Annotated in this window: 18 protein-coding genes; 9 read left to right on the plus strand and 9 right to left on the minus strand. The window is 66.8% G+C overall.

All coding sequences use genetic code 11. The features are described from left to right. Positions 1–91: 91 nt before the first annotated feature. Complete coding sequence (locus tag JOF56_RS04800) at positions 92–619, plus strand: SigE family RNA polymerase sigma factor (protein WP_209634916.1); 528 nt, start codon at positions 92–94, stop codon at positions 617–619. Next, on the plus strand, positions 616–1,452 hold the full coding sequence (locus JOF56_RS04805; RefSeq protein ID WP_209634920.1) for a hypothetical protein: 837 nt from the start codon (positions 616–618) through the stop codon (positions 1,450–1,452). Before JOF56_RS04800 ends, JOF56_RS04805 begins: the two co-directional genes overlap by 4 nt. Before the next feature lie 35 nt (positions 1,453–1,487). On the opposite strand, the gene glnA is transcribed toward JOF56_RS04805, so the two are convergent. After that, positions 1,488–2,831, minus strand: a complete 1,344-nt coding sequence (gene glnA / locus JOF56_RS04810; protein WP_209634923.1) for a type I glutamate--ammonia ligase — start codon at positions 2,829–2,831, stop codon at positions 1,488–1,490. A gap of 112 nt (positions 2,832–2,943) precedes the next feature. Further along, a complete protein-coding gene (locus JOF56_RS04815; RefSeq protein WP_307854922.1) occupies positions 2,944–4,203 on the minus strand; it encodes an MFS transporter in 1,260 nt (419 codons plus the stop codon). A gap of 70 nt (positions 4,204–4,273) precedes the next feature. Here JOF56_RS04815 and JOF56_RS04820 point away from each other — a divergent pair, with 70 nt between their 5' ends. The 4 genes from JOF56_RS04820 to JOF56_RS04835 all read left to right on the plus strand — a co-directional run bounded on the left by JOF56_RS04820 (position 4,274) and on the right by JOF56_RS04835 (position 7,931). After that, positions 4,274–5,227: a GlxA family transcriptional regulator gene (locus JOF56_RS04820; protein WP_245378146.1), complete on the plus strand. Its 954-nt coding sequence runs from the start codon at positions 4,274–4,276 to the stop codon at positions 5,225–5,227. Between the two features lie 128 nt (positions 5,228–5,355). Continuing rightward, positions 5,356–6,024, plus strand: a complete 669-nt coding sequence (locus JOF56_RS04825; RefSeq protein ID WP_209634945.1) for an LppX_LprAFG lipoprotein — start codon at positions 5,356–5,358, stop codon at positions 6,022–6,024. Beyond that, a complete protein-coding gene (locus JOF56_RS04830; protein WP_209634948.1) occupies positions 6,024–7,547 on the plus strand; it encodes an MFS transporter in 1,524 nt (507 codons plus the stop codon). Before JOF56_RS04825 ends, JOF56_RS04830 begins: the two co-directional genes overlap by 1 nt. A gap of 48 nt (positions 7,548–7,595) precedes the next feature. After that, complete coding sequence (locus tag JOF56_RS04835) at positions 7,596–7,931, plus strand: hypothetical protein (RefSeq protein WP_209634951.1); 336 nt, start codon at positions 7,596–7,598, stop codon at positions 7,929–7,931. Positions 7,932–8,175: 244 nt separating this feature from the next. On the opposite strand, the gene JOF56_RS04840 is transcribed toward JOF56_RS04835, so the two are convergent. The 3 genes from JOF56_RS04840 to JOF56_RS04850 form a co-directional block, all read right to left on the minus strand. Further along, entirely contained in the window at positions 8,176–9,153 is a 978-nt protein-coding gene (locus JOF56_RS04840) for an ABC transporter substrate-binding protein (RefSeq protein WP_209634954.1), read from the minus strand. Between the two features lie 62 nt (positions 9,154–9,215). After that, positions 9,216–10,754 carry an alpha/beta fold hydrolase gene (locus tag JOF56_RS04845; RefSeq protein WP_209634956.1) on the minus strand — a complete coding sequence of 513 codons (1,539 nt, stop codon included), beginning with the start codon at positions 10,752–10,754 and terminating at the stop codon, positions 9,216–9,218. Positions 10,755–10,789: 35 nt separating this feature from the next. After that, entirely contained in the window at positions 10,790–12,346 is a 1,557-nt protein-coding gene (locus tag JOF56_RS04850) for an alpha/beta hydrolase (protein WP_209634958.1), read from the minus strand. 152 nt (positions 12,347–12,498) lie between these two features. On the opposite strand from JOF56_RS04850, the gene secA2 reads away from it, so the two are divergent. Both secA2 and JOF56_RS04860 read left to right on the plus strand, forming a co-directional pair. After that, on the plus strand, positions 12,499–14,835 hold the full coding sequence (secA2, locus tag JOF56_RS04855) for an accessory Sec system translocase SecA2 (RefSeq protein ID WP_209648005.1): 2,337 nt from the start codon (positions 12,499–12,501) through the stop codon (positions 14,833–14,835). Between the two features lie 122 nt (positions 14,836–14,957). Continuing rightward, positions 14,958–16,673, plus strand: a complete 1,716-nt coding sequence (locus JOF56_RS04860) for an NAD+ synthase (RefSeq protein WP_209634960.1) — start codon at positions 14,958–14,960, stop codon at positions 16,671–16,673. A gap of 70 nt (positions 16,674–16,743) precedes the next feature. Here the strand turns inward: JOF56_RS04860 and JOF56_RS04865 are convergent, their stop codons facing one another. The 4 genes from JOF56_RS04865 to lysX all read right to left on the minus strand — a co-directional run bounded on the left by JOF56_RS04865 (position 16,744) and on the right by lysX (position 22,403). Continuing rightward, positions 16,744–17,547: a hypothetical protein gene (locus JOF56_RS04865; protein ID WP_209634962.1), complete on the minus strand. Its 804-nt coding sequence runs from the start codon at positions 17,545–17,547 to the stop codon at positions 16,744–16,746. Positions 17,548–17,579: 32 nt separating this feature from the next. Further along, a complete protein-coding gene (locus tag JOF56_RS04870; protein ID WP_209634965.1) occupies positions 17,580–17,999 on the minus strand; it encodes a YbaB/EbfC family nucleoid-associated protein in 420 nt (139 codons plus the stop codon). A 76-nt stretch (positions 18,000–18,075) separates the two neighbouring features. Then, the gene (locus JOF56_RS04875) at positions 18,076–19,017 is read right to left on the minus strand and encodes a glycoside hydrolase family 6 protein (protein ID WP_245378147.1); all 942 of its coding nucleotides are present in this window, start codon (positions 19,015–19,017) and stop codon (positions 18,076–18,078) included. A 116-nt stretch (positions 19,018–19,133) separates the two neighbouring features. Then, on the minus strand, positions 19,134–22,403 hold the full coding sequence (gene lysX, locus JOF56_RS04880; protein WP_209634966.1) for a bifunctional lysylphosphatidylglycerol synthetase/lysine--tRNA ligase LysX: 3,270 nt from the start codon (positions 22,401–22,403) through the stop codon (positions 19,134–19,136). A gap of 136 nt (positions 22,404–22,539) precedes the next feature. On the opposite strand from lysX, the gene panB reads away from it, so the two are divergent. Further along, on the plus strand, positions 22,540–23,394 hold the full coding sequence (gene panB / locus JOF56_RS04885) for a 3-methyl-2-oxobutanoate hydroxymethyltransferase (RefSeq protein ID WP_209634967.1): 855 nt from the start codon (positions 22,540–22,542) through the stop codon (positions 23,392–23,394). Positions 23,395–23,507 lie beyond the last annotated feature (113 nt).

The following is a 23,507-nucleotide window of genomic DNA, read 5'->3' on the forward strand; positions in this document are numbered from 1 at the left end:
CTCGCCACCCGTTCGGAGAAATTTTCCTGACCCAGGGTCGTCACCCAGTATCGGGGGCAACCCGGTGCCTGGGGATGGAGTTCTGACTGGCATGAGATTCCACGGTGGTTCTCGCGAGCTGGACCCAGCGTTCGAGGATTTCGTGCGGGCACGATCGCCGTCGTTGCTGCGCACGGCCTACCTGCTGACCGGCGACCGCGGCCATGCCGAGGACCTGTTGCAGACGACGTTGCTCCGCGTCGCGTGGCGTTGGTCGGCTGCCAGTGAGCGGCCCGAGGCCTACGCGCGCAGGGTGCTGGTCAACCTCTCCCGCGACCGTTGGCGGAACCTGAGCCGTCGCGTCCGGGAGCGACATCATCCAGATCTTCCGCAGCTCGCGCTCCCGGACGCCGCCGAACAGGTCACCGACCGAGAGTCGCTCACCCAGGCACTGCGCCACCTGCCCGCACGGCAACGAGAGGTGATCGTCTTCCGGTTCTTCGCCGACCTGACCATCGCCGACACCGCAGCCGCGCTCGGCTGCACCGAAGGCACGGTCAAGTCGTACACCAGCAGAGCACTGAACCGGCTACGCGAGCTGCTCGAAGAGCCACGAGAGATCGAGGTGCAGAACTCATGATCACCGAGGACGAGCTGCGCGACCGGCTGCACGCCGAGTCGGTCCGGCTCATGCCAAGAGGCGATCTGCTGAAAACCGTCGCCGAAGGACACGCACGCAGGCACAAGCGGGCCAGGGCAGGCCTGGTCGGCGGTTCGATCGCGGCGACCGCACTGGTGGTGGCGTTGCTGGGCGGTCTGTTCACCAGCAGCACGCCATTGCCGATCGAATCGGCCTCGCCGGGGCAGGCCGCGATCGTCCGCAAGGCGAAGCAGGCCACCGCCGCCGCGAACAACATGATCATGCATGTCACGACGAACAACATGATCGCGCAGTTCACGCCCGGGACCACCGAGGGGCATTCGGTGGAAAGCCCGACGGTCTCGACGGCCGCGAGCTGGGCACTGCGGTCGGAGAAGCTCGCCCGGATCAGCTGGCCGGACAAGTTCGACCGAATCGTCCGCCCCGGTTACAAGGAGGAGATCGACTACCCGGCGCGGACCGTCGGCTTCTTCGACGGATACCGGCTCGGGGACGACGTGGTCGCCGAGGTCTCCGGATCCGGGGTGGGCGATCCGAACTCATGGTTCGACCAGATCACCGAAGTACGGCCGAACGATGGCGGCATTCACCTGATCGGGGTCCGGCGGGGACTGCGGGTCGAGATATGGCTGGACGCCAGGACCTACCTGCCCAACCGGGCGGTCTTCGGCAACTACACGATGGCCATCGACTGGCTGCCGGCCACCGCGGAGAACCGGAAACTGCTTGAGCACACGATTCCGGACGGATTCGCCAGGAAGCCCGGGGAATCACTCGGCGGTGGCGCCATTCCGACCCTGCCGACCAATTAGTACGGAAAGGGCCCTCACCGCGAGGGCCCTTTCTCTCACAGAACCGGCAACAGTGTCCGCAGCTCGTACGGGGTGACGCTGCGGCGGTACTGGTCCCACTCCGAACGCTTGTTACGCAGGAAGAAGTCGAAGACGTGCTCGCCGAGTGATTCGGCCAGCAGTTCCGAGTTCTCCATCTCGGCCAGGGCCTCGCCCAGGTTCTGCGGGAGGTTCGCGTAACCGGCCGCACGACGCTCCGAATCCGACAACGACCAGACGTCGTCCTCGGCCGCGGGCGGCAGTTCGTAGCCCTTCTGCACACCCTGCAGGCCGGCCGCGATGATCACCGCATAGGCCAGATACGGGTTGCAGGCCGAGTCCAGGCTGCGGATCTCCACGCGCCGGGAGGACGCCTTGCCCAGCGAGTACATCGGGACCCGTACCAGGGCCGACCGGTTCGCGTGGCCCCAACAGACCGCTGTCGGGGCTTCGCCGCCGACGATCAGCCGCTTGTAGGAATTCACCCATTGGTTGGTCACCGCTGAGATCTCGCGGGCGTGCTTGAGCAGGCCGGCGACGAAGGCCTTGCCGACCTCGGAGAGCTCGTACGGGTCCTCGGCGTCGTAGAAGGCGTTGCGGTCGCCCTCGAACAGGCTCAGGTGCGTGTGCATCCCGGAACCGGCCTGGTCGGAGAACGGCTTCGGCATGAAGGACGCGTGTACCCCCTGGGTGAGGGCGACCTCCTTCACCACATACCGGAACGTCATCACGTTGTCGGCCATGGTCAGCGCGTCGGCGTAACGCAGGTCGATCTCCTGCTGGCCGGGCGCGCCCTCGTGGTGGCTGAACTCCACCGAGATGCCCATCGCCTCGAGCGCCTCGATCGCGTGCCGGCGGAAGTTGGTCGCCGTGGCGTGCGAGGCCTGGTCGAAGTAGCCGCCGTTGTCCGCAGGCTCCGGCTCGCGGCCGTCCGCCGGCAGGTCCTTGAGCAGGAAGAACTCGATCTCCGGGTGCACGTACACCGTGAAGCCCATCTCGCTGGCCCGCGAGAGGGTCCGGCGCAGCACGTGCCGCGGGTCGGCCCACGACGGCGACCCGTCGGGCATCGTGATGTCGCAGAACATCCGCGCCGAGTAGTGGTCACCCTCCGGGGTCTCCCACGGCAGGACCTGGAAGGTCGACGGGTCCGGCTTGGCGACCATGTCGGACTCGTAGACCCGCGCGAAGCCCTGGATCGCCGAGCCGTCAAAGCCGATTCCCTCGGCGAACGCGCCTTCCAGTTCCGCGGGCGCGACCGCGACGGACTTCAGGAATCCCAGCACATCGGTGAACCACAGCCGGACGAACCGGATGTCGCGCTCCTCGAGTGTGCGCAGGACGAACTCTTGCTGCCGATCCATGTCGTGAGCCTAGGCAGACCGTGTTAACGGCGTGTTTCGTGGGTGGGGTTCCGTGGTCGCAGAGCGTGTCAGGCCACATCCACCTTGACACCGCGACCTTTGCAGATGTCGATCACATGCGCGTCGGGGTTCGCCGGATGGATATCGAGAGCAGCGCGGCGATCATGCAGAGGGCTCCGGCGCCGTACCAGGCGAGGTCGTAGCTGCCGAGGTGGTCGCGGGTCGTGCCGGCGGCGAAAGCGGCGACGGCCGCACCCAGCTGGTGCGACGCGAACACCCAGCCGAACACGATCGGGCCGGAAACACCGAACTTGTCCCGGCACAACGCCACGGTCGGGGGAACTGTCGCCACCCAGTCGAGGCCGTAGAAAATGATGAAGGCCCACATCGGTGGTTCGACCGTCGGTCCGAACAGGTGCGGCAGCAGCAACAACGAGCCGCCGCGCAACGCGTAGTACGCGCCGAGCAGCCAGCGCGGATCGATCCTGTCGGTCAGCCAGCCGGAGAAGATCGTGCCGGCCACGTCGAAGATCCCGACCAGCGCGAGCAGACCTGCCGCGGTGGTCATAGGTACGCCGTGGTCGTGCGCGGCGGGAACGAAATGCGTGCCGACCAAGCCGTTGGTCGACGCCCCGCAGATCGCGAAGCCACCGGCGAGCATCCAGAAGGTGCCGGACCGCACCGATGTCCCCAGCACCTGCAATGCACGGCGTGCCGCGCCTTTGTTCGCGACCGGCGGCGGCTCGTCTGTCTCGGCACCGAGTGCTGTCGTGCCGACGTCATGCGGGTGGTCCCGCAGGAAGATGAGCACGATCGGCACGACCAGCAACGCCACGGCTGCGATCACCAGTGAGGCCGGGCGCCAGCCGAGATCGGTGGCCATGTTCGCCACGACCGGCAGGAAGATCAGCTGGCCGGTCGCGCCCGCCGCCGTGAGTACGCCGCTGACCAGGCCTCGGTGCTTGACGAACCACCGTGAGGTCACGGTCGCGACGAAGGCCATGGCCATCGACCCGGTACCGACGCCGACGAAGATTCCCCAGAACAGCACCAGCTGCCAGCTGGCAGTCATGAATACCGTCAGCCCTGCGCCTGCCGCGACCAGCGCCAGCGCGCCCGCGACGACCTTGCGCATGCCGAGGCGTTCCATCAGCGCCGCGGCGAACGGGGAGATCAGGCCGTAGAGCACCAGGTTCACCGACACCGCGAACGAGATCGTGCCGCGTGACCAGCCGAACTCCTGGTGCAACGGGTCGATCAGGACACTGGGCGCCGCCCGGAATCCGGCCGCGCCGAGCAGGGAGATGAACGCTACGCCTGCCACCCACCAGGCCCAGTGCACGCGCCTGGTCCGCACCTCGAGTTGAGTCACCGGGTCAGTCTGAATGGGCGGACCGCCGCCAACCAGTGGCCAGAATGACAATATGTGCAAGAATTCGGCCATGACGCACGTGGTGGCCGTTCTGGCACTGTCGGACGTGATCGGCTACGACCTGGCCATCCCTTCGATGGTCTTCGGAGCCGCCGGGCCCGGCCGCTACGACGTGCGCATATGCGGAGTCGACGCGAAGCCGGTCCGGACGTACGAAGCCGGGTACTCGCTCCTGCTGGACCACGGCCCGGAGGCGCTCGCCGAAGCCGACACCGTGATCATCCCCGGCACACGGATCCATGGACCGCGGTACGACGGCGTCCTGCCCGCGGAGGTCGGCGAGGCGTTGGCGCTCATCCGGCCGGGCACCCGGATCATGTCGATCTGCACCGGCGCGTTCGTGCTCGGCGCGGCTGGGCTGTTGAACGGACGGCCGGCGACCACGCACTGGGCCCACGTCCGCGAGTTCCGCAGGCTGTACCCGGATGTGCTGCTCGATGAAGAGGTGCTGTTCGTCGACGACGGCGACGTGCTCACCTCGGCCGGGCTCGCCGCGGGCATCGACCTGTGCCTGCATGTGGTGCGCAACGACCACGGCAGCGAAGTCGCCAATCACGCGGCGCGTTACTGCGTTGTCCCGTCGTGGCGGGACGGCGGGCAGCGGCAGTTCATCGAACGGCCGATGCCCGAGATCGGCGAGGCGTCCACGGCCTCGACCCGGGCGTGGGCGTTGGAACGGCTCGGGCAGGAACTGGCTCTGGAGACGATGGCCGGGCACGCGCGGATGAGCGTGCGGACGTTCAGCCGGCGATTCCGGGCCGAAACCGGGGTGTCGCCGGGCAAGTGGTTGCTTCAGCAGCGCCTGGAGCGCGCCCGGCACCTGCTGGAAAGCACTGATCTCGCGGTCGACCGGGTCGCGACGGAATCGGGGCTCGGCACGGCGGCGTCGTTGCGCCAGCATTTGCGCACGACGCTCGGCGTGTCCCCGCTGGGATACCGCAAGGCATTCCGCCCGCCGAGCTGAAAAGGTGTGCCCCCAAAGTGGCTTTCGGAGCGCTGGATGCTCCCAACGCCACTTTGGGGGCACAACAACTCGGTTGCGGCGGGTGAGGTGTCAGGGATGTCTCAGCGAGTGCGCCCTACGATGCCCCCATGTTCAAGCGTCTGGTCGTGCTCGGTGTTCTTGGCCTGGTCACCGCCTCCGGTTGTTCGTCGACGCCGGACACCGGTACCCCGCCGCCGGACGGCGCGGCGTTGCTCAAGGATGCCTCCGAGACGATGAAATCCGTCAACAGCGCGACCTTCGCGCTGACCGTGACCGGCCAGGTGCCGGGTGTCCCGGTCAAGGAGGTCAGCGGCGATCTCAACCGGGCGGGCGAGGCCAAGGGCAAGGCCAAACTCGACCAGTTCGGCCAGGTCTTCGAGGTCGACTTCGTGCTGTTCGGCAAGAAGCTGTACATCAAGGGGATCACCGGCTCCTGGCAGGAGTTCGGTGACGCGTCCAAGATCTACGACCCGTCGGCGATCCTGGATCCCGAGCGGGGCGTGGCCAAACTGCTCGCGTCGATCCAGTCCCCGGTCAGCGAGGGCAACGAGGACGTGGCAGGCGCCATGGCCGTGCGGATCTCGGGCAAGGTCGCCAAGGACATCGTCACCGGCCTGGTGCCGGGCGTTCAGTCCGATGTGAACGTCAAGGTCTGGGTCCGCAACGAGGGCAATCACCAGCCTGTGCGCGCGCAGGTCGAGATCTCGCCGGGCAACACCGTGGACATCACGCTGTCCGAAGTGAACAAGCCGGTCTCCGTCACCAAGCCGGTCTGATGACCGTACTGGGGGACGTGACCCGCAAGGGCCGCAAGGTCGCGATCGGGGCCGGGGGCCTGGCAGTCCTGCTGGGCGCGCTCGACACGTACGTGGTCGTGAGCGTGCTCAACGACATCATGCGCGACATGGGCATCGCGGTGAACAAGCTGGAGCAGGCCACCCCGATCGTGACGGGGTACCTGCTCGGCTACATCGCCGCGATGCCGTTGCTGGGACAGGCATCCGACCGGTTCGGCCGCCGGGCCCTGTTGCAGGCCTGCCTGATCGGGTTCACCATCGGTTCGATCGTCACGGCCATCGCGACGGATCTGCCGATCCTGGTGATCGGCCGTGTCATCCAAGGCATTGCCAGTGGTGCATTGTTGCCAGTCACGCTCGCCCTCGCGGCAGACCTATGGGCGGAACGGCGTCGCTCGACAGTGCTCGGCGCTGTCGGTGCCGCGCAGGAGCTCGGCAGTGTGCTCGGGCCTATTTACGGTGTTCTGCTCGCGGTCGCGTTCGGTTCGTGGCGCGGGTTGTTCTGGGTGAACGTGCCGCTGGCGATCATCGCGATGGTGGCTATTCATTTCACGGTCCCTGGCCGGGACAAGAGCGGCCCGCCACCGGCCAAGGTGGACGTCACCGGCGGCGCGCTGCTGGCCGTGACACTGGGGCTCACTGTTGTCGCGCTGTACAACCCCGATCCGGAACACGCGGTGCTGCCTCCGTGGGGCGTGCCCGTGCTGATCGGCGCGGTCATCGCGTTGTTCGCGTTCCTGGCTTGGGAAAAGTTCGCGCGCACCAAGCTGATCGACCCGGCGGGTGTGCGGATGGGGCCGATGTTGGCCGCACTCGGCGCTTCCGTGACCGCGGGCGCCGCGTTGATGGTCACGTTGGTCAACGTCGAACTGATCGCGCAGACACTGCTCGGCAAGGACCGGAACGAAGCCGTTTTCCTGCTGGTGCGGTTCCTGGTCGCGTTGCCCGTCGGGGCGCTGCTCGGCGGCTGGCTCGCGGGCCGGGTCGGCGACCGATGGGTCGCGTTCGGCGGGCTGCTCATCGCGGCCGGCGGCTACCTGCTGATCTCCGGCTGGCCGATCGACGTGCTGGCCGCGCGGCACGACCTCGGCTTCGTCTCGCTGCCACGGTTGGACACCGATCTGGTGCTGGCGGGTCTCGGTCTCGGCCTGGTTATCGGGCCGTTGTCCTCGGCAGTGCTACGCGTTGTGCCCGCAGCGCAACACGGTGTGGCATCCGCCGGTGTGGTCGTAGCCCGGATGACGGGCATGCTGGTCGGTGTGGCTGCACTCACAGCCTGGGGCCTCTACCGCTTCCACAGCCTGACCGCCGATCTCGACCAGCCGTTGCCGTTCCCCGGGATGAGCAAGGAGCAGTTCGACGCCCAGGTGGTGGAGTACAAGGCAAAGCTGTTTCACGCACTGAACACCGAGTACAGCGAGATCTTCCTGATCACGTCGCTGATCTGCGTGGCAGGCGCCCTGCTCGCGCTGTGTGTCGGGCGTGCGCGGCAGGCAGATTGAGATCGATCGCGGATTGCGAAGGCGCCGGAATTAAGGGACCCTTCGAAAGTGACCGAGCAACGGGTCGTACTGGATCTAGACGAGGCCGGCGTGGCGGTTGATCTGCCCCGGCTGGACCATGCGCAAGACGAAGTCCAGGAAGTGGCGTACCGCCCGGTGGATTTCCGTGATGACAACCTGCCGACCGCCTTGGAACGGTCAGCAGCCTGGCTGCGAAAAGCCGAGCAGTGGCTCGGCGAGCCAGTGGACGTGATCGCGATCCACCTGGACTACGACGACAGTGAGAATTCGCCGTACTACGAGGTCAAGTTGTTGTGCAACGACGAGGACCTCGCCGGGGCGCCGATCGCGATTCGCGAACAACAACGGCGCGCCTCACCCTGAAGTGGCCCCTGCGGTGGGCGGCTCGCGGCTAGAATCAGTGGGGTCACAGCACTTCTTCCTTAAGGATGTGCGCCATTACCCCAGAACTGTTCAGCCATGCCTCGGCCGATGACGCGGGCGACGTCCCTCGGGCCAAGGCGAAGGCCTCCCATCAGAACCTCTTCAGCCAGCCAACTACACAGGAAACCAAGGGAACTGAGGTTGCGCGGCCGGAGACGTTGCCGCGCAACCCTTTCCAACTGCCCTAAGGGGCAAGCAACATCGTGGCCGGGTCGACGTCGCCGGTGAGCATGCCGTTGGCCTTCATCAAGGACACGACACCCTTCAGCCGCCCGACGTCGATACTGCTCGGATACGAGCCCAGGTGCAGCATGCTCGCAGCCGCGGCGTCCACCTTGGCGTACCCCGTGACCACGGATTCGACCTCACGCCGCTCACCGGCGTCCCGCTGGGCCTTGACCAGCGCACGCCGGAAGGCGTCGATCGTCTTGGGGTTCCCGGCGGCGAACTTCGCGCTGGTCGCGTAGCCGCCGATGGGCAGTTCGCTGGCGTCCCCAGTCATCGTGTCGACCACGGTGAAGGCATTGATCTGTTGCTGCGCACGGGTGATGAACGGCTCGACGAGCAGAGCCGCGTCAATGTCGTTGCGCTGCAATGCCGGCTGCATGTCCGGGAACGCCATCTCGGTGAACTGCACGGTGTTGGCGTCCACGCCCTTGGCCTTGACCGCGGCGCGCACGGCCAGTTCGGCGACGTTCCCGCGCGTGTTCACCGCGACCTTCTTGCCGACCAGATCCTGCGCGGTCTTGATCGGCGAGCCCGGCATGGCCATCACCAGGAACATCTCCGGCTTGCCGCGGTAGCCGTCGGCCACCAGTTTGAGGTCGGTCGCGCCCTTGGCCTGGGCGGCCAGGAAGGAGACCCAGTTGCCGAAGGTCACGTCGAGCTCGCCGTTGACCAGACCGGGGATACCGGCCGCACCACCCTGAATGGCCTTGAGCTCCACCTCCACGCCCTCGTCGCGGAAGTAGCCTTTCTGAATCGCGATATGCACGGGCGCTACGTCCACAATGGGGATGATGCCCAGCCTGATCTTGGCTTTCTCCACTCCGGTGCCGGCGGGCGTACTGGAGTCCTCGCCGGATAACAGGCCACACCCGGAGACTGTCGTGACGAGCGCAGCGGCGATCACGCCGATGAAGGCGCGGCGGGGGCGTGTCATGCGCACAGAATGGCACGCTCAGGCTCGTACGACTATGCCTATTTCGGTCCAATTGGGACGAGCTACTTGCAGCGCGTGCCCTCCGCGGGCGGTTTCAGGTCGATCAGATACGCCGTCCCCGCGTCGTCCACGCAACGGTTGTCCTGCAGAAAAGCCGTGTGGCTGTTGGCTTCCACGGTCAACAGGGCCGCGCCGAGTGCTTTCGCCAGCTCGACTCCCGCGGCGTAGGGCGTGGCCGGATCACCGGTGGACGAAATCACCAGGAGTTCAGGCAGGCCTGAAACCTTCGGCTCGTGCGGAGCGCTTGTGTTCGGGACAGCCCAGAACGCGCACGGGCTCAACGCGGGCGCGTTGTCCTCTTCATCGTCCAGTGCGCCTTTCGGCACGCCCTCGGCGATTCGCCGGGCTTCGTCCGCCACGACCGCGCGGTCCTTCACCGGCGGGTCGTCCACGCACCGGATGGCCGTGAAGGCGTCCTGCGAGCTGGAGTAGCTGCCGTCGGCGTTGCGGCCCTGATAGAAATCCGACAGCTTCAGCAGGATGTCGCCCCGGCCTGCCTTGAAGTCGCCGAGCGCCTGTTCCAGCGTGGGCCAGAGCTCTTCGCTGTACAGCCCCTGGATCACCGCGATCGCCGCGTCCGAATAGGACAGTTTACGGTCCCGTACCGCCAGTGGTGTGGCCTTCAACGGGTCCACCATCTTGTCCAGCTCGGCCTCGGCGCCCGGCGCGGACGTGCCCAGCGCGCAGGTGGATTTCTTGGTGCAGGCCGCGGCGAACGAGTCGAACGCCTTCTTGAAACCGTTGGCCTGGCCGATGATCTGCTGCACGCGATCCTGGTTCGGGGCGACCGCTCCGTCCAGGATCATCGCGCGGACGTTGCCGGGGAACGCTTCCGCGTACGCCGTGCCGATCCTCGTACCGTAGGAGAATCCCAGGTAGGTCAGTTTGCGCTCACCGAGCACCGACCGCAGCACGTCCATGTCCTTCACGACGTCCCGCGTGCCGATGTTCGCAAGCATGTCCGCGCCGGTCTCCTTGGCGCACCGCTCCGCGAACTCCTTGTTCTCCTGCTCGATGGCCGCCACTGCCTCCGGCGACACGCCCGTGATCGGCGGCTTCAGCCGTTCGGCGTCCTTTTCCTTGTCCGACAGGCATTTCACCTTCGGCTCGCTGGCGCCCACGCCACGCGGGTCGAAGCCGACCAGGTCGAACCGGGCGGCGAGGCTGCTCTTCCAGTCCATGCTCGCCGCAGCGACCATCCCGGACTGGCCTGGACCACCTGGATTGAGCACGAGCGCGCCGATCCGGTCGGCCGGTTTGCCCGCCCGCTTGCGCAACAGGCCGAGCTTGGCCGTGGCTGCCTGCGGACGTGCGTAGTCGACCGGCACCTCCAGCCGCGCACACTCGACATCGCCTTTGAACGACAACTTGCTGAGCTCGTCGTTCACATAGGGCTCGCAGTCGCCCCAGGCGAGCTCCTGTCCGTAGAACTTCTCCAGTCCCGCGGGGATCGGGCCGACCGGGCCGCGCGGCGGTGCCGCGAGCGGAGTTCCCGGCATGGCTGTCGAGCAGGCGGTCAGCGTGAAGACGGCAACCGCCATCGCTCCCAATCGGCGCACATCTTTCAACATAGCCGCTACGAGCACCGCAGACCGGCAGGCGGCACGGTCAGATCGACCAGGTAGGCCGAGCCGGCGTCGTCCACGCAACGGTTTCCTTGCAGGAAGGCCGTGTGCTGAGTCGCCTCGTAGGTCAGCAGTCCGCCGCCAAGGGCCTTCGCCAGGTTGACGCCCGCCTGGTACGGCGTGGCCGGGTCACCAGTGGTCGAGACCACCAGGACCGGCGGCAGGCCTTGGATCTGCGGCACGTGCGGCTGGGACGTGTTCGGCGCCGGCCAGAAGGCACACGCGTCGAGCGCCGGGCTCGCGGGCTTGCCGTCGTCGAGGAAAGGCGCGGCTTGTTTGTAGCGCTGCTGTGCCTCAAGCACGAGCGCCTTGTCCGTCACGCGCGGGTCGTCAACGCATCGCACGGCCGTGAAGGCGTCCTGCGTGGTCGAGTAATGGCCGTTCTGGTCACGTTCGAAATACGTGTCGGCGAGCATCATCAATGTCGTGGCGCGCTGGCGCTTCAGCTCCGACAGGCCGTTGTTGAGCGTCTCCCACAGCTCTTCGGCGTAGAGCGACTGGATCACACCGGTCGTGGCGTCGGAGTACGACAGCTTCCGGCCGTTCTCGCCGGTGTCCAGCGGCCGGTCGATCAACGGCCGGAGCAGGTCCCAGTAACCCTGCAGGACCCGACCCTGGTCCTGGCCGAGCGCACAGTCCTGGCGTTTGACACACCATTGGGTGAACGCGTCGAACGCCTTCTGGAAACCCTCGCCCTGAGCGACGAGTTCGTCGACCACGTTCTGGTCGGGGTCCAGGGCGCCGTCGAGCACGAGCGCGCGGACGTTCTTGGGGAACGTCTCGGCGTACATCGAGCCGAGGCGCGTGCCGTAGGAGTAGCCGATGTAGGTGAGCTTCTCGTCACCGAGCGCGGACCGCAGCACGTCCATGTCCTTGGCGACGTCCCTGCTGCCCATGTTGGCGAGCATCTCGACGCCGTCGCCTGTCCGTTGCACGCACTTGTTCGCGTAGTCGCGTTGCTCGGCCTCGACGCGTGCCACGCCTTCGGGTGATGAGTCGAGCTCGTCGTCCTCGGCTCGTTCCGCGTCGCGCTCCTGATCGGTCAGGCACCTGATGGCAGGTTCGCTCGACCCGATACCGCGCGGGTCGAAACCGACGAAGTCGAAACGTTTGCCCAGCTCACTGTCCTTGGCCTGGCCCGCGAGGCGGATCGCCGAGGTCAACCCGGAGGCGCCCGGCCCACCCGGGTTGACCAGCACCGAGCCGATCCGCCGGTCCTGGTCCTTGGCCTGCACCCGCAGGATACCGATCGTGATCGTGGCGCCATCCGGCTTGGCGTAGTCCAGCGGGACTGTCAGACGTGTGCACCTGGCGTCCTTGGCCTTGAGTGTGCTCTCGTCGCTGGCAGTCTGGGCAAAACGGACACAGTCACCCCAAGTGAGCGACTGGCCGTAGAAACGTTCCAGTCCGGCGGGTACCGTGCCCGTCGGCCCCCGCTGTTCTGTGAAAATCGGAGCGGCGGGCGCTCCGGTGGACGAAGTGCAGGCCGCAAGTGCTGCGACCAGCATGAATGCGAGGGATGATCGCCACGTACGGCCCGGCAGTGTCACATCTCGATACTGCCATCGGGAGTAAAAGCCGGGCCGGGCGGAACTCGATATGAACACCGTCGCGTTAAGGCTGTGCATAGCCGTACTGCTGGAGGTGCCGCGTGGCCACGATGCTCGCCAAGGTCAAGGGTCGGTTCCGCCGACTGCTGGAACGACCTGCGTCGGTGGAGCTGACCAAGTACGAAGCCCTGCTGCCCAAGATCGCCGACCGGGAGGCGGAGGTCGCGGAACTCAGCGACGCCGAGCTGACCAAGAAGGTCGCGAAGCTGCGGGGCTCGCAACGGGACTTCGCTGATGACGAGCTTGTCGAATACTGTGCGTTGGCCCGTGAGGCGGCCAGCCGGGCGTTGAACGAGCGCCCGTACGACGTGCAGTTGCTGGGCGTCATGGGCATGCTGTCCGGTCACGTCGTACAGATGGCCACCGGTGAGGGCAAGACGCTCGCCGGCGCGCTGACCGCCGGAGGGTACGCGGTACGCGGCAAGCGTGTGCACGTCATCTCCGTGAACGACTACCTCGCGAAGCGTGACGCGGAGTGGATGCGTCCGGTGTATGAATTGCTCGGCGTGACCGTCGGGTACGTGGGCGAGGCCGTCAGCACCGAGCACCGGCGCGACGCATACGAGTCCGAGGTCTGCTACGGCTCGGTCAGCGAGATCGGCTTCGACCTGCTGCGCGACCGGCTGGCCACAGACCCCGCCGACCAGGTGCAGATCCCCAACGCAGCTGAGGTCGCGCTGATCGACGAGGCCGACTCCGTGCTCGTCGACGAGGCCAAAGTGCCGCTGGTGATGGCAGGCACGGCCGAGGGCGTCGAGCGTGACGCCGACATGGCCGAGATCGTGCGTCGGCTGCGTGCGGGCGTGCACTACGAGGAAGACGACGACGGCCGTAACGCGTGGCTGACACCGTCCGGTGCGAAGGCCGTAGAGAAGGCGCTCGGTGGCGTCGACCTGTACGCCGAGGACAGCCAGTACCTGGCCGCGGTGAACGTGGCGCTGCACGCGCACGCACTGCTGGAGCGGGACGTCGACTACATCGTGCGGGACAACAAGGTCCAGCTGATCAACACGTCGCGTGGCCGTATCGCGGCACTGCAGCGGTGGCCAGACGGTCTGCAGGCGGCCGTCGAGGCCAAGGAGGCCGTCGCGGCGACCGAGAGCGGCGAGGTGCTCGACTCGATCACCGTGCAGGCGCTCATCGCGCGCTATCCGCAGGTCTGCGGCATGACAGGTACCGCTGTCGCCGTCGCCGAGCAGCTGCGCGAGTTCTACAAGCTCGAGGTCGCCAAGATCGAGCCGAACAAGCCGTGTGTCCGTGAGGACGAGCTGATCCGGCTCTACACGACCGAGGACGCCAAAGAAGACGCGCTGATCGAAGAGATCGTCAAGACGCACGAGACCGGCCGGCCGATCCTGGTCGGCACCCTGGACGTGGCCGAGTCCGAGCGGATCGCCAAGCGCCTGGCCGAGAACGACCTCGAGTGCGTGGTGCTCAACGCCAAGAACGACGCCGAGGAAGCCGCGATCGTGGCCGAGGCCGGCGCGTACAACGCGATCACTGTGTCCACCCAGATGGCCGGCCGCGGCACCGACATCCGGCTCGGCGGGCACGACGAGGCCGACCACGACAAGGTCACCGAACTCGGCGGCCTGTACGTGATCGGAACCGGGCACTACCCGTCCTCACGGCTCGACGACCAGCTGCGCGGCCGCGCGGGCCGTCAGGGCGACCCAGGCGGCTCGGTGTTCTTCTCCAGCATGGAAGACGAGCAGCTCGTGCAGTACTCGCCCGAAGTGCAGCTGCACGTGCTCAAAGAGCCGCCCGGCGAGAACGGCCTGATCAAGGACAAGACCGCACGGGCGTACGTGGGCCACGCGCAGCGCGTGGCCGAGGGCGTCGAACTGGAGATCCACCGCAACACCTGGCGCTACACCCGGCTGATCGAGCAGCAGCGCGACATCATCATGGAGCACCGCGACAAAATCCTGCACAGCGACGTCGCGGACAAACTGTTCGAGAAGCACTCCCCCGAACGGCACAAGGAACTTCTCGAGGAGTTCGGCGAGGACCTCGTGGCCGAGGCCGCGCGCCAGATCGTGCTGTACCACCTGGACCGGCGCTGGGTCGACCACCTGGGCTTCACCTCGGACGTGCGGGAGACCGTTCACCTGCGCGCCCTGGCCAAGGAAACCCCGATCGACGAGTTCCACCGAGCCGTCGTCCCGGCCTTCAACCAGATCGTGCCCGAGGCCCACGAGACAGCCACGGACTCCTTCGAAACCGTGAAGATCAGCGCCAAGGGCGCCGAGCTGGAAGAGGCCGGCCTCAAACGGCCGACCTCCACGTGGACCTACATGATCTACGACAACCCCTTCGACTCCGACGCCGAACAGGCCCTCAAGAAGGTCCGCGCCCAGGTCAAGAAGGTCCGCGCGGAGCGTTAAACCCCATTTGGCCTGGTAACCCCTTGTGAGTGATTCGCAAGGGGTTACCTGTCGTGGCAGCATGAATGATCCGTGCGCCACATTTCCGCCTCAGAGGCGAAAACATGCGAGAGGATAGCCGTATGCCTCAGCTCCGCATTGCCGCCGCCCAGGTGAACAGCCGGGTCGGGGACCTCGCCGGGAACGCCGACCTGATCGTGGCGTGGACCCGCAAGGCCGCCGAGCAGGGTGCGCACCTCGTGGTGTTCCCTGAGATGTGCCTGACCGGCTATCCGGTCGAGGATCTCGCCCTGCGCGAGTCGTTCGCCGCCGCGTCCAAGCGTGCCCTGGAGGATCTCGCGGTCCGGCTGGCCGATGCCGGCTGCGGGTCTGTGGCGGCTTACGTCGGCTATCTGGACGCTGACTCCGTGGGCCCGCGGAACGCCGCCGCGGTGCTTTACGAGGGCGCTGTCGTGGCCACGCAGTTCAAGCACCATCTGCCGAACTACGGCGTGTTCGACGAGCGCCGCTACTACAAGCCGGGCACGGAGCTGGACATCGTCCAGCTGCACGGCCTTGAGGTCGGCATGGTCATCTGCGAGGACATCTGGCAGGACGGCGGGCCGGTCGCGGCGCTCGGCCAGGCCGGCGTCGACCTCGTGGTGTCGCCGAACGCCTCGCCCTACGAGCGCAACAAGGACGACCAGCGGCTTCCTCTGGTGGCAAGGCGTGCGGCCGAGGCGGGCGCTCCCCTGGTGTACGTCAACCTCATCGGCGGCCAGGACGAGCTCGTGTTCGACGGCGACTCGATGGTGGTCTCCGTGGACGGCACCTTGCTCACTCGTGCGCCGCAGTTCGTCGAGCACCTGACCGTGCTGGATATGGACCTGCCTGGCACCGCCCCGCGCACGGAGGGCCAGTTCGGGGAGTTCTTGGTACGCCGGATCTCACTGTCTTCCGCGCCGGTGCCGTCGTACCAGCCATTGCCTCCGCCGCCGGTCGCCGAGCCGCTGCCGGAGGAGGCCGAGGTGTGGTTCGCGCTGGTCACCGGGTTGCGTGACTACGTGCACAAGAACGGGTTCCGCTCGGTGACCTTCGGGATGTCCGGCGGGATCGACTCAGCCGTTGTCGCTGCGCTGGCTGCGGATGCGCTGGGCGGGTCGGCGATCTACGGCGTTTCGATGCCTTCGACGTACTCGTCCTCACACTCGAAGGACGACGCCGCCGACTTGGCGCGGCGCATCGGTGCGCACTACTCGGTCCAGCCGATCGCCGACATGGTCGACGTGTTCGTGCGTCAACTCGGCCTGACCGGGCTGGCTGAGGAGAACGTGCAGGCCCGGTGCCGTGGCGTCACCCTGATGGGCCTGTCCAACCAGCACGGCCACCTGGTTCTGGCGACCGGCAACAAGACCGAGCTCGCGGTGGGCTACTCGACGATCTACGGCGACGCGGTCGGCGGTTTCGCCCCGATCAAGGACGTGCCCAAGACCCTGGTCTGGCAACTCGCCCGGTGGCGCAACGCCGAAGCCGAGAAACGCGGTGAGATCCCGCCGATCCCGGAGAACTCCATCACCAAACCGCCCTCAGCCGAGCTGCGCCCGGGCCAGCTGGACACGGATTCGTTGCCGGACTACGAACTGCTCGACGACATCCTCGACGACTACGTCGAAGGCGACCGCGGCTACTCGGACCTGCTCGCCCAGGGCTTCTCCGCCGAAGTGATCGACAAGGTCCTGCGAATGGTGGATCTCGCCGAATACAAGCGCCGCCAGTACCCGCCAGGCACCAAGATCACCCTCAAGGCGTTCGGCCGTGACCGCCGCCTGCCTATCACCAGCGCCTGGCGCGAGGGCTGAGCCCGGTGCCCCCAATGTCCCATTGGTTGCGTCGGGTGCAACCAACGGGACATCGGGGGCCCACTCCCCCTCAGCTCTGAGGGACCTGTTTCTTTTTCCCCGGTTCCTCGCCGCGGCCGTTGCCGCTGGGCAACGCCTTGCCGTTCTGCTGCTGTACGTGGGTCAGTTCGTGGGCCGGCGGTGGCGGTTTGTCGTCGTCGGGGGCGACGATTGGGTTTGGCTTCTTGGTTCCGCGCGTCGCTGGCATGGCTTGGGCGAGCTGGGTCCCAGGTCGGTCGCCGTCCATGCCCGCGTAGCTGTCCCAGAGGCGGGTGATCGCGCCCAGCAGGGTGGTCACCTCGGTGAGGGGTTTGGCTGCGTTGCTGATCGTTGTCTGGACTTGGCGTTCGATGTTCGCGACCGGTTTGGCGAAACTGTTCACGAGCTGGCCCGCCTGGGCCAGGACGGTCGCTGTCATTCCGCCTTCGGCTGCCATCAGTTGGCGGACCAGGGAGATCAGGCGTTGGATCAGGTCGGTGATGAGGTCGTTCGCCGCGGAACGGCCGCTGGCGACGGCGGCGGCTGTAGTTTGGGCCGTGGCGGCCGCCTTCGCCGCGGCTGCCGCGAACTGGCTGAGCGACTTGGCGAAATCGTCCGTGCGGCGCCGGTATTTGTCGGCTGAGTCGCCTTTCCAGTCCGTGGTCCCTGAGGTCACCGACTGTTCGAGCTGACGTTGGATCTGGGTGATTCGCTGGTTCACCGTGTTCCACGCGTCGACGAACGAGTGCACAGCCGAAGCGTTGCCCGCCAACCGGTCCAGCACGCCTTGCAGGGGCGTGACCAGGCCTGACAGTTGCCCGAGCCCGGCCGAGGACAACGCGCTGACTGGCCTCATCGAGGCCGAGAGTGCTTGCAGGTTCTCATACGTCATGACGGCCCGCCGATGTCTTCGAGGACAGCACGTTCGTCCCAGTCCCCCTCGGCCCCGGTGACCATGTCCGCACGCGGAGGCGGCGGCGCGGAGGAAGGCAACGGAGGAAAGCGTTCGGCAGCCGCCGCGAGCACAAGGTGCGTGTTCGGATCTTGCGTGCCAACGGTTTCCACCATTGCCGTGCGCATCAGGTCCGGGATCCTGGCCTGCGCCTTGCGTATGCACGCCAGGACTTGAGCAGCCAGTTCGCGGTCGGCCAGCTGCAGGTCCGTCAACAGGCCCGATGCTGAGACCGTGACCCGGACGGCGCCGTCCGTGGACGCCTCGGTGACCAGGATCTGCTCGATCCGTTCGGCCATCCGCCGGTAGCCGGCCGCGGTCGCCTCGACCTGCTGTTCCCACTCCGCACCAGGCACGAGCACCTCCCTGGTTTTGCTTACCCGCCAAGGTATCGGCTCATGCCTGATGATCAGGAGGGTAGAACAGCCCTCATCAGCGGCCGTCGATCAGCCGGATGGCCAAGTCAGGGCTGAACTGGCCGGCCGGGATCCCGGCGCCGATCCCGCACGATCCGTCCGAGTCGCCGGGGATCTTGGCCCACACGAGCATTTCCGCGCCGCCGCCGGTCTGGGCGGTACTACCGATTCTGCGGCCGGCCGGGTTGCACCATTCGCCGTTGGACCCGTTGCCGTTGCGGCTGGTGTCGATGATGAACGGCTTCTGGTAGCCCGGCAGCGAGGACCTGACGGAGTTGCCGTAGGCGGCGGTCTCCGATGTGGTGTAGTAGTTGGACACGTTGATCGCGAAGCCGTGGATGTTGCGCAGGCCCGCGCTGTCCAGCCGGCCCGCCATGGTGTTGGCGGGCACCCAGCGGGCGTTTCCGGAGTCCAGGTAGGCCCAGGTGTTGGTGGCGCGGTCACGCAGTTGCTCGGTCGCGTACCTGATCATCCCGTTGCGGGTGGCGATCGCGCTGGAGCTCATGCAGTTGAAGTCCGCCAACGAGTCCGGCTCGAGGATCACGATCGCCGGGCGGTTGCCCAGGCCGGCCGCGAAGCCCGAGATCCAGGTCCGGTACGCCTCCGGCGAGCCCGCGCCACCGCCGGAATGCCCGCCGCACGCGTCCCGGCCAGGAATGTTGTAGGCGACCAGGACCGGGAGTTTGTCGGCCGCGTCGGCGGCGCCGACGAAACTGCTGACGGCCGAAGTGATGTCGCCGCTCCACGATCCGAACCAGCGAGCCATCGGCTTGCTGGCGATGGCGGCCTGAATTCTCTGCGCACGGCCGTCGGAGCCGTTGTTGCGGACCCAGTTCGCCGGGTTGGAGTAGGGGTCGACATAGAAGCCGCTGGTCATCCCGATCGGGTCGGCGGCAAGTGCGACATGGGTGGGGGCCAGGGCCAGCGCGGCTGCCAAGGCGAGCACAATCCGGCGCATCGCTGCTCCTCTCTCGACACTGAGGCAGGGTTTCTGGGAGCGCTCCCAGACGCATTGAAGCAGATTCACCGGCCATCGGTAACCCCCGGTGATTCATTCATCCAACAGAGGTGAACTCAGCGTGGCCGGGCGAACGGGAACAGCACGGTCTGCCGGATCGACGAGCCTGTCAGCATCATCAGCAGCCGGTCCACGCCCATGCCCATCCCGCCGGTCGGCGGCATGCCGTGTTCCAGCGCACGCAGGAAATCCTCGTCCAGTTCCATCGCCTCGACGTCACCGCTGGCCGCTCGCAAGGACTGCGCCTCAAGCCGGCGGCGCTGTTCGATCGGGTCGGTCAACTCGGTGTAGGCCGTGCCGATCTCGCTGCCGAACGCGACGAGGTCCCAGCGTTCAGCCAGCCGTCGTTCGACGCGATGTTGCCTGGTCAGCGGGGATGTGTCGGTCGGGAAATCGGTGTAGAACGTCGGTTCGACGGTGTTGCCCTCGACCAGGAATTCGTACGCCTTCTGCACCAGATGGCCGTGGCCGAACTCGTCGTCCAGCACAATCCCGGCCTTGCCGAGCAACGCGCGCAACGTTTTCACCGGCGTGTCCGGGGTGATCTCCTCGCCAAGCGCCTGGGAAACCCCGCTGTGCACGCTGACCACCGGCCAGTCACCGGAGATGTCGAACTCCGCACCGTCCCGGCGGACCACTTCCGCGCCATAAGCCGCGCGGGCCGCCTGCTGCACGAGATGCTGGGCGAGTTTGCGCATCGTCGTGTAGTCGGCGTAGGCCTGGTACGCCTCCAACATGGTGAATTCCGGATTATGGCTGGCATCCACGCCTTCGTTCCGGAAGTTCCGGTTCAGTTCGAAGACACGTTCCACGCCCGCGACACACAGTCGTTTGAGGTACAGCTCCGGCGCGATTCTGAGATACATCCGCATGTCGTAGGCGTTGATGTGGGTGACGAACGGACGCGCGTTCGCGCCGCCGTGCACAGTTTGCAGCATGGGCGTTTCGACTTCGAGATAGTCCTTGTCATGCAAGGTATCCCGAATCGCCCGGACCACTGTGGACCGTAGTTTGAGCATCTGGGACGAGTCAGGATTGACCACCAGATCGAGGTATCGCTGACGGACCCGCGTCTCCGGATCGGAAAGGCCTTTGCGTTTGTCCGGCAAGGGATGCAGGCACTTTGCCGTAACGGCCCAGTCCTCGGCCAGCACCGACAGCTCACCTCGTCGGGACGTCACGACTTCGCCGGCCACCCCGACGTGATCGCCGAGGTCGATCAGGGACCGCCAGTCGTGCAGGCTCGAACCGGTCAGCATGACCTGCAGCTCACCGCTGAAGTCCCGCAACCGCACGAAACACAGACCGCCAAGGTCGCGGCTGGCGACCACCCGGCCTGCGACTCGTACGTGCCGGCCAGTCCGGGTGTCGGGTTCCAGCCCGGAGAACCGGTCGACGACCTCGCAAAGCGTGACTTCGCGGTCGAACCCGGCCGGATACGGGTCGTGACCGGCCTCCCGCAACCGATCCAGCTTCGCCAGCCGGACCCGGACCTGCTCCGGCCGCCGAGCCTGCTTGGGCACCGCCGTCGCCGCGCGCTCCTCGATCTGTTTGGCCTGCTCCAGGAATTCCTCGCTCACCGGCTCGGCCCGCAGGACCTTCTTGCGCTGCAACGTCGGGACGAACCCTTCCAGCGCGCCGGCCACGATGCTGACCTTCAGCAACCGCCGAGTCCTGGCGTAGCAAAGGAAACGCGGTTCCCATTCCGGGCCGTACTTCGCGTTGGACCGGTACAGCGACTCCAGCTGGAAGAACCGGGACGCCACACTCAACGTCCTGCGCCACGCGCGCAGCACCGGGCCGGCGCCGATCTTCTCGCCCTCCTCGAACACCGAGCGGAACATCGCGAAGTTCAGCGAGATCCGCTGCGCGCCGATCTTCCCGCTCGCGTCGATGAGCCCGGCCAGCATGTACTCGTTGAGCCCGTTTCCGGCTTCCCGGTCACGGCGCATCAGGTCGAGCGACAGTCCACGCCTCCCCCACGGTACGAACGACAGCAACCCGCGTAGCCGACCCGCGAGGTCGTACGCCTCGACCATGACGCAACGACCGTCCGTCGCGTCGCCCAACCGGCCGAGCGCCATGGAGAATCCCCGCTCGGTTTGTGCGCCACGCCAGTGCTGCGCGGCACTCCGTAGCGTCTCCATCTCGCTTTCGGAGATCTCGGCATGCCTGCGCACCCGGCAGGTGTACCCGGCACGTTCGATCCGGTTCACGGCCTGGCGGATGGATTTGCGATCCGGGCCGGCCAGCGTGAACTGGCGAACGTCCAAAATTGCCTCGTCGCCGATCTCCAACGCCTTCAGCCCGGCCGACGTGTACACGCGCGCGCCGTCCTCGCTCGCGCCAAGGACACCCGCTGTCCAACCGTATCGATGCGCTTCAGCTAGCCACGCGTCCACCGCGTGCCGCCACGCTTCGTGGTCACCAATCGGGTCGCCGCTGGCCACACTCACGCCACCCAGGACACGGTACGTAACCGCCGCACGGCCGGACGGTGCGAACACCACGCTCTTGTCACGCCTGGTGGCGAAGTAACCCAGGGAATCCCGCTCGCCGTACTCGGCGAGCAACTCCCGTACCTGCAGTTCCTCCCCCGGCGCGAGCAAACGTTGCCCGCGCACGCCGCGGAAGAACACGTACAAAGCGACAACCGCGACAAACGCACCGAGGATGTCCAACAGCAGCGAAAGCCAGTCAGGCCCGCGTCCGACACCCAGCGCGCGCAGCCGCAGCACCTCACCTGACGCCTGGTTCGCCGACCACAGGAACTTCTCACCCGCCTCGGTGAGCGTGCCCGGGAACGGCGCCGTCAACGCCCAGCCGACCACCGTGACACTCGCGAGCCCACTGAGCAGGATCGAGATCGCCTTGCGCAACGCGCCCGGCGCCACCTGCGCCGGGAACGCCGGCCGCAGCACCACCAGCAGGGCGATCGTCAGAATCGCGACGCCCTGGTTGATGCCCAGCCAGAGGAACACGTCGTTGGAGTCGATGCCGTCGTCCAGCACCTCGGGGTCCAGCACCAGCGTGACCTCGTAGATCGCCGCGGACAGGATCGTCCCGACCTCGAACAGGACCAACGCCCACAACGCGGCCCGTTTGCGCCGCCGCAGCGCCGCGCCCAGCACCAGCAGGACGACGAAGATGAAGATGTTCTCGTCCACCGGCAGCCCGAACAGCGATGACACAGTCACCACGAACCGGCGCACATGGTTGTCGTCGGTGAAAAGGACAAGGAACAGGGACATGAACGCCCCGACCTGAACGACCGACGCGACGATTCCGGCCGCCTTGCGCTTCCAGAGCTCAGGTGCTCGCACCATCGCATCATGGCCTGGTCCGATTTGTGACTCTGCTCGCACCCTCCTGCGCAGAGCCCGCCGTGGTGTCACCCTCTTGGAGAAGCCACAACCCGGGGACCCGCGTGCGGGCCTCGAGGAAAGGGACAGGTGGACGACGATGTCTTCTGAGCTCACGGCCCCATACGGCTCCGGCGCACCGACAGACAAGCCGCCGGCCAAGCGGGTACGTATCCATCACCTACGCGAGATGAAGGACCGCGGCGAACCGTGGCCCATGCTCACCGCGTACGACATGTACACAGCCGCTCTCTTCGACGAGGCAGGCATCCCCGTACTACTCGTCGGCGACTCAGCGTCGAACAACGTGTACGGCTACGACACATCACTGCCCGTGACCGTCGACGAGCTGATCCCTCTGGTCCGCGCTGTCACGCGCTCTACCCAGCGCGCCCTGGTCGTCGCCGACCTGCCGTTCGGGTCCTATCAAGTCTCGGTTCAGCAGGCCGTCGAGACAGGCGTCCGGTTCATGAAGGAAGGCCGCGCCCACGCGGTCAAGCTGGAAGGCGGGGCCGCTTTCGCGCCGCACGTAGCCGCGCTGACCGCGGCAGGCATCCCCGTGATGGGACACATCGGATTCACCCCCCAGAGTGAACACAACCTCGGCGGATACCGAGTCCAGGGCCGCGGCGCCGCCGGCGACTCACTGGTGGCCGACGCAGTCGCATTGCAGGAAGCGGGCGCATTCTCGGTCGTCATGGAGATGGTCCCGGCCGAGGTCGCCAAGCGGATCACGCACGAGCTGGAGATCCCGACCGTGGGAATCGGCGCCGGCCCGGACTGCGACGCACAGGTACTGGTCTGGCAGGACATGGCAGGGCTGCGGACAGGGAAGGCTCCCCGGTTCGTCAAGCGGTACGCCGACCTGGCCGGAGTCCTCTCCGGCGCCGTCCAGCAGTTCGCCGCGGAGGTCCGTGGACGCGAGTTCCCCAGCCCGGAGCACGCCTTCCACTAAGTTCACCCAGTCGTGTGAAGCCGGTGCGAATGGACCTTTCGCACCGGTTCGCGGCTGGAAAACCCCTGCTCAGACCCCTTTCCCGATAGCCTGGACCAGGGACGTCCTCGCCG

The sequence above is a fragment of the Kibdelosporangium banguiense genome (assembly GCF_017876405.1).
GTDB classification, from domain to species: domain Bacteria; phylum Actinomycetota; class Actinomycetes; order Mycobacteriales; family Pseudonocardiaceae; genus Kibdelosporangium; species Kibdelosporangium banguiense.

Coding starts and splice junctions, on each gene's coding strand:
- JOF56_RS04800 (WP_209634916.1), top strand. CDS start 92: ATGAGATTCCACGGTGGTTCTCGCGAGCTGGACCCAGCGTTCGAGGAT.
- JOF56_RS04805 (WP_209634920.1), top strand. CDS start 616: ATGATCACCGAGGACGAGCTGCGCGACCGGCTGCACGCCGAGTCGGTC.
- glnA (WP_209634923.1), bottom strand. CDS start 2,831: ATGGATCGGCAGCAAGAGTTCGTCCTGCGCACACTCGAGGAGCGCGAC.
- JOF56_RS04820 (WP_245378146.1), top strand. CDS start 4,274: ATGACGCACGTGGTGGCCGTTCTGGCACTGTCGGACGTGATCGGCTAC.
- JOF56_RS04825 (WP_209634945.1), top strand. CDS start 5,356: ATGTTCAAGCGTCTGGTCGTGCTCGGTGTTCTTGGCCTGGTCACCGCC.
- JOF56_RS04830 (WP_209634948.1), top strand. CDS start 6,024: ATGACCGTACTGGGGGACGTGACCCGCAAGGGCCGCAAGGTCGCGATC.
- JOF56_RS04840 (WP_209634954.1), bottom strand. CDS start 9,153: ATGACACGCCCCCGCCGCGCCTTCATCGGCGTGATCGCCGCTGCGCTC.
- JOF56_RS04845 (WP_209634956.1), bottom strand. CDS start 10,754: ATGGCGGTTGCCGTCTTCACGCTGACCGCCTGCTCGACAGCCATGCCG.
- JOF56_RS04850 (WP_209634958.1), bottom strand. CDS start 12,346: ATGCTGGTCGCAGCACTTGCGGCCTGCACTTCGTCCACCGGAGCGCCC.
- secA2 (WP_209648005.1), top strand. CDS start 12,499: ATGCTCGCCAAGGTCAAGGGTCGGTTCCGCCGACTGCTGGAACGACCT.
- JOF56_RS04860 (WP_209634960.1), top strand. CDS start 14,958: ATGCCTCAGCTCCGCATTGCCGCCGCCCAGGTGAACAGCCGGGTCGGG.
- JOF56_RS04865 (WP_209634962.1), bottom strand. CDS start 17,547: ATGAGGCCAGTCAGCGCGTTGTCCTCGGCCGGGCTCGGGCAACTGTCA.
- JOF56_RS04875 (WP_245378147.1), bottom strand. CDS start 19,017: ATGCGCCGGATTGTGCTCGCCTTGGCAGCCGCGCTGGCCCTGGCCCCC.
- lysX (WP_209634966.1), bottom strand. CDS start 22,403: ATGGTGCGAGCACCTGAGCTCTGGAAGCGCAAGGCGGCCGGAATCGTC.
- panB (WP_209634967.1), top strand. CDS start 22,540: ATGTCTTCTGAGCTCACGGCCCCATACGGCTCCGGCGCACCGACAGAC.